The sequence below is a fragment of the Leifsonia sp. 71-9 genome, from assembly GCF_001898805.1.
Taxonomy (GTDB): domain Bacteria; phylum Actinomycetota; class Actinomycetes; order Actinomycetales; family Microbacteriaceae; genus Leifsonia.
Genome location: NZ_MKVJ01000003.1, coordinates 137,171 through 151,795, shown reverse-complemented (window position 1 = coordinate 151,795; position 14,625 = coordinate 137,171). Strand labels below are relative to the sequence as shown.

General features: G+C 72.9%; 11 protein-coding genes. All 11 read right to left on the bottom strand.

Annotated elements, in window-relative coordinates:
- Positions 1-132: 132 nt before the first annotated feature.
- The 11 genes from BGO91_RS03430 to BGO91_RS03380 all read right to left on the bottom strand — a co-directional run bounded on the left by BGO91_RS03430 (position 133) and on the right by BGO91_RS03380 (position 14,431).
- Positions 133-891, bottom strand: a complete 759-nt coding sequence (locus BGO91_RS03430) for a hypothetical protein (protein WP_290471469.1) — start codon at positions 889-891, stop codon at positions 133-135.
- Complete coding sequence (locus BGO91_RS03425) at positions 888-1,988, bottom strand: DUF916 domain-containing protein (protein WP_290471468.1); 1,101 nt, start codon at positions 1,986-1,988, stop codon at positions 888-890. The genes BGO91_RS03430 and BGO91_RS03425 overlap by 4 nt, the downstream gene beginning before the upstream one ends.
- A gap of 137 nt (positions 1,989-2,125) precedes the next feature.
- Positions 2,126-3,172 (bottom strand): hypothetical protein, encoded by a 1,047-nt coding sequence (locus tag BGO91_RS03420; RefSeq protein WP_290471467.1) that lies wholly within the window; start codon positions 3,170-3,172, stop codon positions 2,126-2,128.
- A gap of 29 nt (positions 3,173-3,201) precedes the next feature.
- Complete coding sequence (locus BGO91_RS03415; protein ID WP_290471466.1) at positions 3,202-4,293, bottom strand: hypothetical protein; 1,092 nt, start codon at positions 4,291-4,293, stop codon at positions 3,202-3,204.
- Between the two features lie 77 nt (positions 4,294-4,370).
- Positions 4,371-6,854, bottom strand: coding sequence for a hypothetical protein (locus BGO91_RS03410; protein ID WP_290471465.1), 2,484 nt, complete (start codon positions 6,852-6,854; stop codon positions 4,371-4,373).
- 267 nt (positions 6,855-7,121) lie between these two features.
- Complete coding sequence (gene pstS / locus BGO91_RS03405; protein ID WP_290471464.1) at positions 7,122-8,765, bottom strand: phosphate ABC transporter substrate-binding protein PstS; 1,644 nt, start codon at positions 8,763-8,765, stop codon at positions 7,122-7,124.
- A complete protein-coding gene (gene pstA / locus BGO91_RS03400; protein ID WP_290471463.1) occupies positions 8,765-10,072 on the bottom strand; it encodes a phosphate ABC transporter permease PstA in 1,308 nt (435 codons plus the stop codon). Before pstA ends, pstS begins: the two co-directional genes overlap by 1 nt.
- Before the next feature lie 13 nt (positions 10,073-10,085).
- Positions 10,086-11,099: a phosphate ABC transporter permease subunit PstC gene (gene pstC, locus BGO91_RS03395; protein ID WP_290471462.1), complete on the bottom strand. Its 1,014-nt coding sequence runs from the start codon at positions 11,097-11,099 to the stop codon at positions 10,086-10,088.
- 103 nt (positions 11,100-11,202) lie between these two features.
- Positions 11,203-13,056, bottom strand: coding sequence for a serine/threonine-protein kinase (locus BGO91_RS03390; RefSeq protein ID WP_290471461.1), 1,854 nt, complete (start codon positions 13,054-13,056; stop codon positions 11,203-11,205).
- Positions 13,053-13,877 carry a lytic murein transglycosylase gene (locus BGO91_RS03385; RefSeq protein WP_290471517.1) on the bottom strand — a complete coding sequence of 275 codons (825 nt, stop codon included), beginning with the start codon at positions 13,875-13,877 and terminating at the stop codon, positions 13,053-13,055. The genes BGO91_RS03390 and BGO91_RS03385 overlap by 4 nt, the downstream gene beginning before the upstream one ends.
- The gene (locus BGO91_RS03380; RefSeq protein ID WP_290471460.1) at positions 13,877-14,431 is read right to left on the bottom strand and encodes a hypothetical protein; all 555 of its coding nucleotides are present in this window, start codon (positions 14,429-14,431) and stop codon (positions 13,877-13,879) included. The genes BGO91_RS03385 and BGO91_RS03380 overlap by 1 nt, the downstream gene beginning before the upstream one ends.
- Positions 14,432-14,625 lie beyond the last annotated feature (194 nt).

Sequence of the window (14,625 nt, the reverse complement as noted above, 5' to 3'; positions counted from 1 at the left end):
GCCGCGACGGCGGTCCGTCCGGCAGCCAGCCGTCGGCCTGGGCGCCGTCAGGCAGCCCACCGTCGGGCGCGGGCGGGACGTACTGCGGCGACGGCGAGCCGCCGGGCGAACCGAGCGGGTGGACGGTCCGGCTCATGCCCGCACCGCCGCGACGGCGACCGGGACCGAGACGGACGCGCGGAGGGTGAGCAGGATGGCGAGCGCGGTGTCGGCGAGCACGGCTCCCACGCTCCCGAGCCACGGGAACGCGAAGACCGTCGCCTCGCGCAGGGCCGGCTTCGTCGCGATGCCGTCGATGGTCGCGGGCGGGGTGAACTTCGCGTGGGCGGTGACGACGGCCCACTGGCCGACACCGGTCAGGGTGCGGCTGTAGGTGATGGTGGAGCCGGGCTTGAGGTTCGTGACCGCGATGTCGCCGGAGTCGTCGAGCGGATTGCCGAAGGGACCGGTCAGCCAGACGCGGACGGTCGACGACCAGGTGGAGGCTGACCCGTTGTGCACCGCGAACGAGACGACGATCTTCCCCTCGCCCGGGTTCAGCGACGGCACGAACTTGGCGTTCAGGCCGCCGACGTTGAACGGACCGTTGTCGACCGCGACGGCCGGCGCGGGCGTGGCGCCGGGGGCGGCGACGTCGCTCGGCGGGGCGTCGGCCGGGGTGGTCGAACCGGGATATCCGGAGCCGCCGGAGCCACCGGAGCCGCTGTCGCCGCCGGTCGAGCCGGTCCCTCCGGTGGAGCTGTCGCCCGAGGACGGGATGTCGATCGAGATCCCGATGCCGCCGTCGTCGGCCGAGGCGGCGCCCGCGCCGGCCAGCAGCATCCCGATGCCGAGCACGACGGCGGTGGCGAGGGTGCGAGCGGTGCGCGTGCTGCGAGCGGCGCGCCTCATCGGCCGGAGTCCTCGCCGTGAGCGGTGGAGGCCGTGACCGGCTCCGCCTCGACGGAGCCGTCCGCGCCCTGCTCCTCGCGCGCCTTCCGGCGGGCCTCCTCCTCGGTGTACGCGATCCACGCCTCGGCGCGCTTGCCGTCGTTGCGGCGGCGCCAGCGGCGGTACAGGAAGAAGCCGGCGACGAGAGCGGCGAGCACGAGGATCCACCACGGCACGGCCGCGATGACGGTGTCACGGGAGACCAGGGCGAGGGGTCCCGGGTTGAGGGCGTCCTTCTCGACGGTCGGCTGCAGCTGCACGTACGGGTTGAGGTAGCCGACCTGGGCGGTGCCGGCCACCACGACGGTGAGGGTGCGGGTGCTGCCCGGGAGCAGCTCCGGCAGCTCCTGACGCACCGCGGTGCCGGCGGGGATGCCGAAGAGCGCCTTCGCGCCGACGAGCATGGTGGCGCCCAGGGCGACGTTGCCGCTGTTGCGCACGGTGAAGGTGACGGCGGTGGAGCCGGCGAACGGGTTCCACTCGGGCTGGTAGTCGGCGGAGACGTTGGCGATCGTCAGGGCGGGCTGCAGGTCTCCGGGCACGCGCACGTAGAGGCGCGTGGCGACACGACGGTCGACCAGGATCTGCCCGTCGCCCTTCTGGCTGGAGACGACGATGCCGCCGGCGTGATCGCCGGGGCCGGCGTCGGCCGGGACGGCGAGCGTGAACGGGACGGTGCGCTGCTCGCCGGGAGCGAGCGCGAAGGCCTCGGTCGGCTGCGAGCCGTCGAACAGCACCCAGGTGCCGACCGCGGTCGGCTTCTTCACGGTGTCGAGGAGGGCGAACTCCCCCTCGTCGGTGTTGAAGGCGTCGGTGGCGAAGAGCGTGACGTTCTGCGGGGTGGTGCCGGTGTTGCGGACGACGTACTCGTCCTCGAGGTGCTGGCCGGGCTGGAGCTGGTAGCTGAGCCGCGTGCGGTCGTCGCCGGGTCCGGCGGAGATGCTGTCGACGTCGTCGGCGAAGGCCGGGCCGACGCCGAGGAGTGCGGCCGCGAGGGCGGCGAGCAGGGCGGCCACGGCGCGGACGGGCCGCAGCGGCAGGGTCTGTGTGGAGGGCACGCTACATTGATCCGAATCCGGGTGGCCGGGGTGTGTCGCCGGCATGAACTGGGTGAAAACAGGACTGTCGAGGTGAAAACGGGGGCGGGAACGGGCAGGAGGGGCCGCCTCTCGACGGCCCCTCCCGATTCCCACGGCTACTTCGAGACGAGCGTCAGCGTCATCGTCGAGGCGTAGGTACCCGCCGGCGTGCCGGACGGGGCGACGAGCTTCAGGTCTGCACTGAGGCTGGTCGCACCGGTTCCGGTGCCGGCAGGGGCGGACGCGAAACCGCTGAACGCGGTCGCGTCTCCGGCGACGTGCTCGGTCCCCGCGACCACGCCTCCCGGGTTCGTGGCGATCGTCGGCTTCACGCCGAGCTGCTTCGCGTCGATGGTCTTCGACGCGTCGGCGCCGTTCACGAAGTTCGCCGTGCTGGCCGTGAGGTTCCAGCCCGGCTTGCTGACGACGCGCTGGTCGTCGACCGTGAAGGCCGGCAGGGTGCCGGTGGAGGTCGAGAGACCGTTCACGAGGCTGGCCGTGCCGAGGGTCGCCTTGGCGCCCGACGGGACGACGAGGCTCAAGGTGCCGTCCTGCGCGGCGACGGTGGTCGCCTCGAGGGCGATGTCGCCCGTCTGAGCAGGGTTGCCCGGGTTGGTGGGCGTCTCGGTCTGCGCGTCGAACGTGTACGCGCCGGTGCCCGCGGTGATGTGCGCCGTGAAGTACCAGACGCCGCTCGCCGCCAGGTTCACGCCGTTGTCCTTGAGGCAGGCGAAACCGATCGAGTAGTTGCCGCCGCCGGTCTTGATCTGGGAGATCGCACCGAGCTGGCCCTGCGGGCGGGTGTTCGGGCCGACGACCGTCTTGCCTGCCGAGAGCGGCATGATCGGCGAGAACGCCTTGTACGCCGTGGGCTGGCGCTCTCCGCCCGGGTCGGTCCAGAACGTGCGGTAGCCGGTGGCGTCGGCCGAGCACTGGAACGCTGCGTAGGGGTCGGAGGTGACCGGCGTGAGCGAGATGTCGTCCAGCCACTGGATCGTGGATCCGTTGGCGGAGAAGTCTCCCGCGTCGTTGTTGAACAGGTACGCCGGGCCGTCGGAGCCGTTCGCCTGCGTGGCGGCGAGGGCCGGGGCGGCTGCCACCGCGACCAGCGCCGCGGTGGCGGCCATCGTCGTGGCGACGATGGCGATCTTGGAGGTCTTCATGATCGTCCTTTTCTCAGTTCGGGTCTGGACTAGGAGAGGTTCGCGCGCTGCGGCGTGGTGCTCGACGGGGCGAGGAAGCCGAACTTCGACTTCACCGCGCCGGACGTTCCGGCGAGGGTGCCGAAGTTCGTCAGGCTCTTGGCCTTCGTGGGGTCGACGAGCGCGGCGAGGGAGGCGTCGTAGTTCGCGTTCGACGCGTCGATGCGCGCGTACTCGACGACGACGAAGGTGTCACGGCCCCAGGTGGAGTTGTTGTAGTAGGCCGCGTTCGGGACGAGCGCGTTGCCGGTTCCGGTGAAGGGGGCGGTGGCGCCGAGGGCGCTGCCGATCGTCGCGGAGCCGGTGCGGTTCTGCGCCGCGCCGTTCTTCTGCGCGACCCAGCTGGCCACGGAGAAGGGGATGATCTGGCCGGGCTGGGTGAGGACGCTTCCGTCGTTCTCGGCGAAGGTGCTGTCGGTGACGCACGCGCCCGGCGTGGTGACGCCGATCGCCGACAGGAAGAACTTGCGGGTGCCCGACGAGGCCTGCGGGAGGACCGGCTTGACGGCGACGCCGTTGACCGTGGTGAGGGTGCAGTTGTAGACCTGGGTCAGCTGAGCGGTGCTGAGCTGCTCGAGACCGGCCGCGGTGCCCGGAGCGATCGCGAACGAGACCGCGTCACGACCGAACGGGATGTAGGCGAGCGGACCGGAGGTGTTCGCCGCCGCGCCGGGGCCGGAGGACGAACGGGCGATGTCGACCTGGCCGGTGATGGCGGTGGCCGGAGTGGTGTTCCCGGAGACCGAGAAGTTGGCGCCGTCGATGGAGCGGCTGAGAGCCTTCACGCCGTCGCCGGAGCCGGCCGGACGAGCGAAGTAGGGGCCGTTGGGCTTGGTCTGGATGGCGGCCGAGCCGAACGCGTCGTAGGAGGCGATGAATCCGCCCTCGGAGATGGAGCGCACGAGCGGGCCTGTGATCGAGGTGCCGTTGGCCAGCGCGTTGCTGACGTCCTGCAGGGTGTCCGAGCCGGCCAGCACGTAGCTGCTCGACACGGGGTCGGCGTTCGCCGGGGTGGCGAGCACGAGACCGGCGACGGCGGTGCCGACGACAGCGCAGAGAGCCGCAGCCTTCTTGATCTTCACTCTGGTTCCTTTCGGGTTGGGCGCGGACCGGTCGGAACGCGCTCGTCGGGTCGATGCCGACCCGGGCTCTGGTGCCGTCACGGGAACCGCCGGAGGCGGGCGATGACGGGGACGGCGCCGGCCGCGGCGAGACCGCCGAGCAGGCCGCCGGGGAGGACGGCGGCGAGGGCTCCGGTGTCCGGATCCTTCGCGGTCTTGTCGCCGGTGAGGCTTCCGGCCGCGCTGCCGAGGGCCTGGGGTGCGTTCGGGGTCGAGGCGGTGTCGATCGTCGCACCGGTCGAGCCGTCGGCGCCGTAGCCTCCCGTGCCCCCGCTGTCGCCGAACGAGCCGTCGCCCTCGCCGTCGGAGGGCGAGTCCAGCGTCGCGCCCGACTGGATGGCCGCGGCGGCCGCGATGGCCTGCGCCTTCCAGCCGGCCGGGATCGGCGCGTAGCCGAGCGGCAGCTGGCCGGCCTCGACGCCCGGGGTCTGACCGGTCGTGGCGGCGTAGCGGATGAACGCGGCGTAGTCGGCGCGGGTGGCCGCATCCCCGCGGGCCGGGTTGGTCGCGGCGTAGACCGGCATGGTCAGCGGGTATGCGTCGGCGGCGGCCTTCGCGGTCGCCCCGGCCGGGTCGTACTCGACGACCTGGGACTGGCCTGGGACCGGGGTCATGGCGGTGGCGGCCGCGGTCAGGCTCTGGGTCGACGGGGTGACGTAGCGGCCCGCCGGGTTGCGGAGCGCGGCGGTGACGACCTGGTACTTGGCGGCCGAGCTCGTGTCGGTGAGGGCGAGGACCTTCTGGTAGCCGGGGAGGCTGCGCGGCGTCTTGGCGTACTTCGCCGGGGAGGAGGTCGGATCCCACTGGCCCAGCACCTGTCCGTCGCCGCGCAGGGTGAGGTAGGCGGACTGGTCGAGATCGTTCGTGTAGGGGCGCCACGTCACGAGGTTGACCTCCGCCGCGCCGTTGATCACCGGCTGCACGACCGGGTCTGCCTTGGGGAAGTCCTCGCGCGGCAGCTCGAGGGCGGCGCCGGAGGGGTTGATCGCCGCATCGGTCGCCGAGGTCGGGTTGACCTTCATGCCCCAGGGGTCCGCCTGCCCGGCGAGGAAGGCCTTCGCGTCGGCGTCGGCGAGCACGTAGCGCCACAGCTGCATGGCCGCGTCGGAACGACCCTGCGGCACGAGGAGGTCGGCGACCGAGGGCGCGACGATCGCCTGGAACTTCCAGTCCGGGATGTCCGCGTTCACGTCGAGGAAGTCCGGGTCGAGCAGGAGGTTGCGCGCATTCGCACCGAGGTGCCCCTTGTCCGCATACGTGGGGAGCGAGTCGAGGTACGACGCGGTCAGCAGCTTGGCGATCAGCCGCGGGGTGAGCTTGAGCGAGTCGAACGACAGCCCCGCCTTCAGCAGCTGATCCTCGGGAGTGCCGTCGGCGGCGGACGGCGCCCGGTCGACCGCGAAGGCGATCGCCAAGCCACCGACGGCGACGGGGGCGTATCGGAGGTCGTCCTCCGTGCCGCCGAGCGCACGCGAAGTGAGGGCCAGTGAAGCCGAGTCCGCGCCATTCGCCGCCTGGACGGCATCCGACTCCGCACTGTTGCTCATCGTGTAGATGGCGCCGCCCTGCGAGTTGCACAGCACCGGCTGCCAGGAGGCGACGGCTCCCGCGACGAGCTCGCTCCCGCGCAGCTGTCGCTCGGCCGCGCCGATGTTGCACGAGACACCGAGCGGCTTGAAGGTCAGCTTGAACGCGATGTTGTGCTTCCACGCGTCCCAGCGCAGGCCCGACTGGGTGATGTGCGGCTCACCGGAGTCGGCGGTCCCGCGCGGGATGACGACGAGCCAGCAGGTCTGCGGCGTGGTCGTGCTGCCGGTCTTCACCGGGGTTCCGCAGCCGAGGCCGTTCGCCTGCAGCGCGGTCTGCACCTCGAAGCGCACCGATCCCGCGCCGTTCGACGCCGAACCGGCCCACGGCACCTCGTTGGACTGGCTCGGGTTGAAGAACTGGTTGACGTTGACGTTGGTGTCGGTCTGCTTGCCGTCGACGATCGAGGCGACCTTCGCGCCGTCGACGCTCGTGAACGGGATGGACGTGTAGCCGGGCGTGAACGGTCCGCGGCGCGGCAGAGAGAACTTCTCGTCCTGCGTCGCGACGGTGTCGTCGGTGACGTAGCCGTCACGCGTGGCGCCGGCGGTGTTGAACGCCCCGTACTGGCAGGTCGTGCGGTCGGGGTGCCCGGGGTTGTCCGGGTCCTCGCCCCAGCACTGCGCGAGCTGCAGGAAGTTCTCGCCGCCGTTGCCGCCGCTCGGCGGGGTGGAGAGCTTGCCGCCCGTCCACGACACGGTGACGCCCTGCGAGATGAGGTCGGTGGTCTGGGAGACGGTGACCGCGAGGTCGGGGAAGGGCGCGTTCTTCGCGTCCTTGTCCTGCTGGGCGGCCGTGGCGGTGACGGCGGTGGAGTCCGCGGCGCGGGCAGATCCCGCTCCGGCTCCGCCCACTCCCGCGAACACGGCGGTGGCCGCGAGGCCGACCAAGGCGCCGAAGAAGAGGGCTCGCGCGATCGTTCCACGAGGCCGCACGCGACCGCTCGATTCCATGTCTCTCCCGGGTTTTCTCCGGCCGAACCTGCCTCGACCGGGCGCAAAGCTATGGGCGGTTCGTGACATCCCGATGAACGATCCGGGAACGGGCTGACGACGGGAGCTTGTCCAGCGGAGACCGCCCCGGGACACGCCGCGGGCATGGGGAAACAGCCCGCCGAGACGTGAGTTGTCGCGGGTGTCCGGGGGTGGACACCCGCAACGACTCACGTCTCGCGGGCTGTGGGTTGGGGGTAGGGGAGGGGGCTACTCTGTGGTGCCCCGGGAGCGGCGGAGGCGGCCGAAGAGGAGGGGCGGGAGCACGATGGCGAGCACGAGCAGGCCGGCGGCGAGCAGCATCACCGTCTGCTGACCGCCCCAGCCGTCGTCCGCCAGCGCGAACGGGGTCGCCCGCGCGGCGTTGGCGCTGGTGAGCTGGGTGTCGTCGGTCGTGCCGGTCGATCCGTCGGTCGCGGCGGCGCCGGCATCCGTCGACCCGGCCGCCGCACCCGCGCCGGCCCCGCCCGCTCCGCCGCCGGCCTCGGCGGAGGTGCCGCCCTTGCCGCCGCCGGTCGTGGCGGTCGGGGTGTTGCGCGCGCCGGCCGTGCCGGTGGTGCACTGGTCCGGCCCCTGCTTGTCGCACGCGGCCGGCTGGGGCGCGGTGGCCGCCAGCTGGTTGCTCGAGGGCGAGTCGCCCGGCTTGAACGTCGGGTTGTTGCACTTGTTGAGGTCGACCCCGCTCACGTCGGCGCCGGGGATGCGCTTGATCTGCGTGAACCCCGCCTGCACGAGGTTCATCGGCAGCGGCGAGTAGCCGAGGGTGGCCGCCTGTTGCTGCCCTTCGCAGAGCATGTAGTTGGAGAACGCCCCGAGTGTCTTGCCCTTCTCGGCCGTGAAGATGCCCGCCACCTGGGTGGGCACGATCATGTACGAGTAGCTCGACAGCGGATACGTGCGCGGGTCGGCGCTGTTGTAGACCCCGTCGAGGATCTGCGTGAGGTAGTCGGGCGAGGAGGCGTTGTCGTTGATCGCGGCCTTCATCAGCGCGACGGCCACGGAGGGCGCGGTCGGCTCGATGTAGTACCCGGCGGAGTTCAGCACCTTCGCGACGGGGAAGCCCGACTTCAGCGCGTAGGAGTACTCGACGTAGGTGATCGCGCCCTCGCCGTAGGACTGGCTGACGTATCCCGCGACGCCGAGCGACCCGCTCTGCGCCTTGAAGTTGCCGTACGACGGGTACTGCGAGGTCAGCCCGCAGGGGTTCGGGCGGCCGACCTTGCTGCAGAACGAGTTCCACAGCGCGGGATGCTGCTTCGACATCCACAGCGTGAACTGCGCGGTGGAGCCGGAGCCGTCGGAGCGCACCACGGGCACGATCGCCTTGTCCGGCATCGCGAGGCCCGGGTTGTCCTTGGCGATCTGCGGGTCCTTCCAGTTGGTGATGACGCCGGTGAAGATCTTCGTGATCGTGTCGCCGCTCAGCCGGAGGTTCGTGACCCGCTTGCCGCCGATCTTGAGGTTGTACATGAACGACGTGCCGCCGGCGACGATCGGCATGTACGCGAAGCCGGAGGTCGGCTTCTCGGGCGCCGAGCCGTCTTCGGGCGCCGACTGGAACGGGATCTCGCTCACCGCGAAGTCGACCGTCTGCGCGATGAAGTCGCGACGCCCGGCGGACGATCCGGTGCCGGAGTAGTTGACCGTCATGCTGTAGTTCGTGGCGACGTTGCGGCGCCACTGGTCGAGCGCGTTCTGCGACCAGGTGGAGCCGGTGCCGGTGATCGGCGCCCAGTTCGCGCCAGCGGCCTGCGACGACTGCGCCGCCTGCGGGGCGAGCGGCGCGGCGATGGCGAGCACGGCGGCGGCCGCGGCCAGCGCGATCCTCAGGATGCGTCGGGGGGATCGGGGCATCACGGCGTGGGGTCCTTCTGGTCGGTGGAGGGGGAGGTCGGGCTGGGCGCGGCGGCGGCGGTCTCGATGCGCATCAGGTCGCGGCGGCTGGCGTCGGCGGTCCGGCGCCTGCTGCCGGCGGACTGCTGACCCGGCGCCTTGCCGCCGAGCACGCGCGCGGCGAAGAAGAGCGCCAGCACGAGCAGGATCAGCACGACGGCGGTGCCGAAGCCGCGGGCGATCATGTTCGGCTCGGGGCTCTTGACGAAGTCGAAGACCTGGAGCGGGAGGGAGATCATCGGGCCGCTGAACGGGTTGACGTTCATCACGGCCGTGACGCCGCTGGTGAGCAGCACGGGCGAGGTCTCGCCGATCCCGCGGGCGGTGCCCAGGATGACGGCGGTCACGAGGCCCGAGCGCGCGGTCGGCAGCACGACGTGCCAGACGGTGCGCCAGCGGGTCGACCCCAGCGCGTACGACGCCTCGCGCAGGTTGCCGGCCACCAGCCGCAGCACGACGTCGGAGGCGCGGATGACGATCGGCAGCATCATGACGGTGATCGCGAGGGAGGCGGCGAAGCCCGAGCGCTGGTGGGTCACGAACGTGATGATCGCCGAGTAGACGAAGAGGCCGGCGACGATGGAGGGCAGCGCGGTCATGGCGTCGGCGATGGTGCGGACGAAGCGGGCGAACCTCCCGCCGATCTCGTTGAGGAAGACCGCGGTCGCGACGCCGAGCGGCACGGTGATCGCGAGCGCGATGGCGATCTGGATGAGCGTGCCCACGATGGCGTGCAGGATGCCGCCCTTCGAGAGCGGATCGAGCGGGCCGGCGAACTCCATCGTCTGACCGAAGAAGTTGAGGTGCGTGACGGCGGAGGCGCCGCGCACGAAGGCGAAGACGAACACGAAGACGAGGGAGGCGAACAGTGCGAGCCCCGAGCTCACGAAGAGCACGGTCATCACGCGGTCGGCGACGGTCTGGCGGTTGGAGCGCAGCGAGACGAGCAGGGCGTAGATGGCGATGAAGGAGAGGAAGGCGACGACGGCCCAGCCGACCTCGCCGGTGAGCGGCGCGAACCAGCCGAAGAGCAGGAGCGCGAGCGCCATCCCGGCGACGAGCGCGCCCCACAGGTTGAACCGGTCCTCGGAGGTGGTCTGGCTGACGTCGCGGCGCGGGCCGATGTCGCCGCGGTCCTCGGGCGGGAGGCTGGTGTGCCCCTCGGCGACGGGTGCGGCGGGCTGTTCGGGACGCTCGGCGGGCGCGGCGACGACCGTGATGTCGTCCACCAGCAGGGTGGGCGCGTTCCAGTTCTCGGTGGTGGTCATGTGGTCCCGGCCGTCAGTTGGTCTGGGCGCCCGAGCGCGAGCGGGCGACGATGGAGGAGGCGGTGAAGTTGACGACGAGCGTCATGAGGAACAGGACCAGGCCGGCGGCCATGAGCGCCGAGAGACCGAACGAGCTCGCCTCGCCGTAGCGGTTGGCGATGAGCGCCGAGACCGAGTTGGAGCCCGTCTTGAGCACCTGCAGGTTGATCGTGAACACCGGCGAGATGATCAGGTAGACGGCGATGGTCTCGCCGAGCGCGCGGCCGAGGCCGAGCATCGTGCCGCCGATGATGCCGCCGCGGCCGAAGGGCAGCACGACCGACCGGATCATCCCCCACCGGGTCGAGCCGAGCGCGTAGGCGCCCTCGCGCTCGCCGGACGGAGCCTGCGAGAACGCCTCCCGCATCACGGAGGTCTGGGTGGGCACGACCATGAGTGCGACGACCAGCCCGGCGATGAACGCGGACGACGTGAACGCGCTCGCCTCGGTGAGCGCGTGGCCGCTGCCGTCGGTGACGGCGAAGACGGGGATCCAGCCGAAGTGCCCCGAGATCCAGCGGGCGACGGGGATGATGTTCTCCTGCAGGAAGAACAGGCCGAACAGGCCGTAGACGACGCTCGGCACGGCGGCCATCAGGTCCACGAGGCTGATCAGCGCGGTCTTGACCCGCGGCGGCACGATCTCCGAGATCAGGAGGGAGGTGCCGAGGGCGAGCGGGACGGAGACGCACATCGCGATGATCGCGATCGTGACGGTGCCGCTCAGCACCGCGGCGATCCCGAACTTCTGCGTCTCGGGCGACCACTGCTGCTCGGTGAGGAACGAGAAGCCGGTGACGCTCAGCGCGTCGCCGGCGCGGACGGCCAGGAAGAAGCCGACCGCGAGCATGATGCCGACGGTCGTCGCGCCGGCGCCGTAGCTGACGGTGCGGAAGACGGAGTCGGAGCGCGACGGGCGCGAGGCCAGCGAGCGGGGTCGCTGGCGCGTGCCCGGCTCGGGCGGGACGGTCAGGGTGTGCTGTGACATTCGGGTTCCTCGGATCGGCGTGCGCCTCGGCACAGCGTGCTCAGAGCGGGTGAACGCCCGGAGACGCGGGGGTGAAGGGGCTGCAACCGTGCACGGATGGGGGTCATGTCGCGGGCGGCCGGGTGGGCTGCGTGGTCGTGGTGGGAGTGGGCGTCGGGGACGGGGTGGGCTGTGCGGGGAGGCGGCTGACGACGACGGTGACCGTCTCGCCGAGCGCGACGACCGTGCCCGCTCCCGGCTCGCTGCCGAGCACGGTGCGGTCGGGGACGGTGGAGTCGACGACCGACCGCTCGACGACGGCGAAACCGGCCGCCGAGAGAGTCGCGCCCGCGGCGAGCATCGTCTGGCCGTGGAGCTCGGGGACGGCGTTGCGGCCCGACGCGACGACGAGGGCGACGGCCGTCCCGGGCGCGACGGGAGCACCCGGGACCGGCTGGGTCTCCAGCACGGTCCCGGCCGTGGCGATGCCGTCGCGGGAGGTGGCGGCCCCGACGGTCAGGCCCGCGGCCGCGAGCCGGGCCGCCGCGTCGGCGCGCGGGAGGCCGGCGAGTTGCGGGACGGTCACGTCCTGCGGGGCGGTCACCGCGGGCGCGACGGTCGGCTCGGGGGTGGGCGTCGCGGGCGCGAGGGACGGGGGCGGGCTCGGGACGGCCACGAGGGTCGGCGGCGCTGTCGGCACGGCGTTGGCGGCGACCAGCCAGATCGTGGCGGCCACCGCGACGGCGCCGGCCGTGACGGCGAGGGCGGTGCGGCCGGCGCGGGAGGAGGGGTGGGCGGCGGGCCCGGCGGCGGGTCGCCCGGCGGGTCGGGAGGCTCGGGCGGACGCGGGGAGGGGGCGCGGCGGGGCAGCGGGCTCCGGGCGGCTCGCCGACGATCGAACCGCGGGAGGAGGGGTGGCGGGCCTGCGCTCGGGGGTGCGGCGCCCGCGCGGGATGACGGCGGTCGCCGCCTCCCGATCGACCAGCTCCCCGCCGGGACCGACGAACACCGAGGGCGCGGCGGGCACGGGGGAGGCGGTGGACGTGAGCGGAGCCGTGCCCGGCAGCAGAGCGGTGCCGGCGTCGAGCGTCGAGCGCGCGACGCGGCCGAGGGTGGGAGGAGCGGCCTCCCCCAGCACCGCGCGCACCGCCGCGGCCATCGCCGCCGCGCTCGTGTAGCGGGACTCCGGCTGCTTCATCAGTCCGCGCACCACGATCTCGTCGGCGGCCTGCGGGATGCGCGAGTCGAGTGCCGACGGCACCGGAGGAGGCGCCGACACGTGCGCCGCCATGGTCTGCGCCGTGGTCGCGCGCGGGAACGGCGGGCGACCGGTCAGCGCGAAGTGCAGGAGGCCGGCCGCCTGGTAGAGATCGCCGCGCTCGTCGACGGGAGCGCCGAGCGCCTGCTCGGGCGAGAGGTAGTTGACGCTCCCGATGACGCCGCCGTCGGATCCGGGCGCGCCGGAGCGCAGCACGTCGCCGCCGACGGCGGACCGTCCGGGCGCGTCCGCGAGGCCGAAGTCGAGCAGCGAGACCGCGCCGTCGCCCGCGACGACCACGTTGCCGGGGGCGACGTCGCGATGCACCAGCCCCGCCGCGTGCACCGCGGCGAGCGCGTCGAGCAGACGGGCGGCGAGCGCGAGGGCCGCCCGGGGATCGAGCGGGCCGTCCTCGTCGACGAGTCGCGCGAGGGTGCGGCCGGGCGCGCGGGAGGTCGCGATCCACGCCCGCGGCTCGCCGCCTCCCTCGTCGACGCCGTGGCCGAGCACCGCGGGGACGCCTGGATGGTCGACGCGGGCGGCCGCTGCCGCTTCGGCGAAGAAGGCGTCCCGCTCGGCCGCCGTGCCGGAGAGACGCGGGTGCAGCACCTTGATCGCGACCGTCTCGCCGGTCGTCGTGTCGTGCGCGCTGTAGACGGAGGCCGTCGCGCCGCTGCCGAGCAGCCCGTCGAGCTCGAACCGGCCGGCGAAGGCGCTCATCGGCCGCTCGCGCCGCGCGCGCTCGTCGCAGCGGCGTTGGCCGCGGCCGCGACGGCGTCGACGTAGGAGTCGAGGTGGTTGTAGGCGAAGATCGCCTCGCGCCAGGCGGCGGGCTGCGAGAGGTCGCCGTACGAGCAGAGGTAGCGTGCGGCGGCGAGGGCGGCGTCGTCGAGCTGCTGCGGGTCGGCGATGCCGTCGCCGGAGCCGTCGGCTCCCCACTGCTCCCAGGTCGACGGGATGAACTGGAACGGCCCGACCGCGCGATCCCACTGCGGGTCGCCGTCGAGCCGACCGCCGTCGGTGTCGTGGATCGCGTCGTAGTCGGTGCCGTCGAGGCGCGGACCGAGGATCGGCGGCTGCACGGTCCCGTCCGGCTGCGGCGCCGAGCCTCCGATCGTGCCGTGGTGCGACTCCACCGCCCCGAGTCCGGCGAGGGTCGACCAGCCGAGGCGGCATCCCGGGTCCGCCACGGCGATCGCGGTCGCGGCACCCGCGTAGGCGAGGACAGCGCGCTCCGGGATGCCCGTGCGCCGCGCCACGTCGGCGGCCCACGCGCGGGAGACGCGGGAGGCGTTGCCGACGGCGGGGCCGGCGCCGGCGGCAGTCGTGCCGGATGCCGTGGACGGATCCGCGCCGGTCGCGCCGGTCCCGGTGGCGTCCGCGGCGCCGGCGGGCCCACCCCCGGGCATCGCGTCCCCGAGGGGAACGGTGTCGGAGGGCGGCACGCTCCATCCCCGGGGCGCGGGCGCCGAGCTGAGCGCGCAGACGCCCACGACGGCCGCGATCGCGACCGCCCCGGCGACGAGCAGCAGTCTGCGCATCACCACACGACGTCGTCCGCGACCGCGCCGGTGCGGCGTGGCGGCTCGAGGCGGCGCACGGTGTCCTCGATCTCCGCGTCGCGCAGGGCGTCGATCGCGGCGAAGGCGGCGGTGGTGCCGGAGGCGGCGGCGCCGTACCAGCGGCCGCAGGTGATGACCGGCTGGCGGCCGTGCGAGAGGTACCAGCCGTGCATCCCGGTGCGCTCGCCGCTCACGGTCGTCAGACGCAGTTCGTCGACGCCGGCGCGCAGCGCGATCACATGGGCACGGGCCGCCGCGTAGGAGGTGTAGGCGCGGGCGCTGCGGCCCAGCTCGCGGTTGTTGGGGGCGAGGATGCGCCACACCCCGCACGCACCGTCCGCCGTGACGGGATGCGCCATCGGGCTGCGGCGCACCACGCTGGTCGCGGCGGGGGTGCCGGGGCGCGAGACCGCGATGGAACCGGTGCGGCGGGCCGCGCCTTCGACGGTCTGGAGGAACCGCGTCCAGGCGAGGAACATCGGATCGGCGCTGGAACGGAACGTGGAGAAAACGATGCGCGGCGTCGCGGACATGGCTGTGCCTTCGGGAGAGGGGACGGGGCCGGCACGCGGGGTCTCGTGCCTCTGGTGGGCGACCGTCACGCATACGGTGCGGGCCGCCCATGAAGGCGCGGCGACGGGAAGGTGAAGGAGAGGTGTCCGGCGCACCCCCAATCTGTGGGGATTCTCACCGGTCCACGCCGTTTCTCCCAGCCCACTCCGGGGCA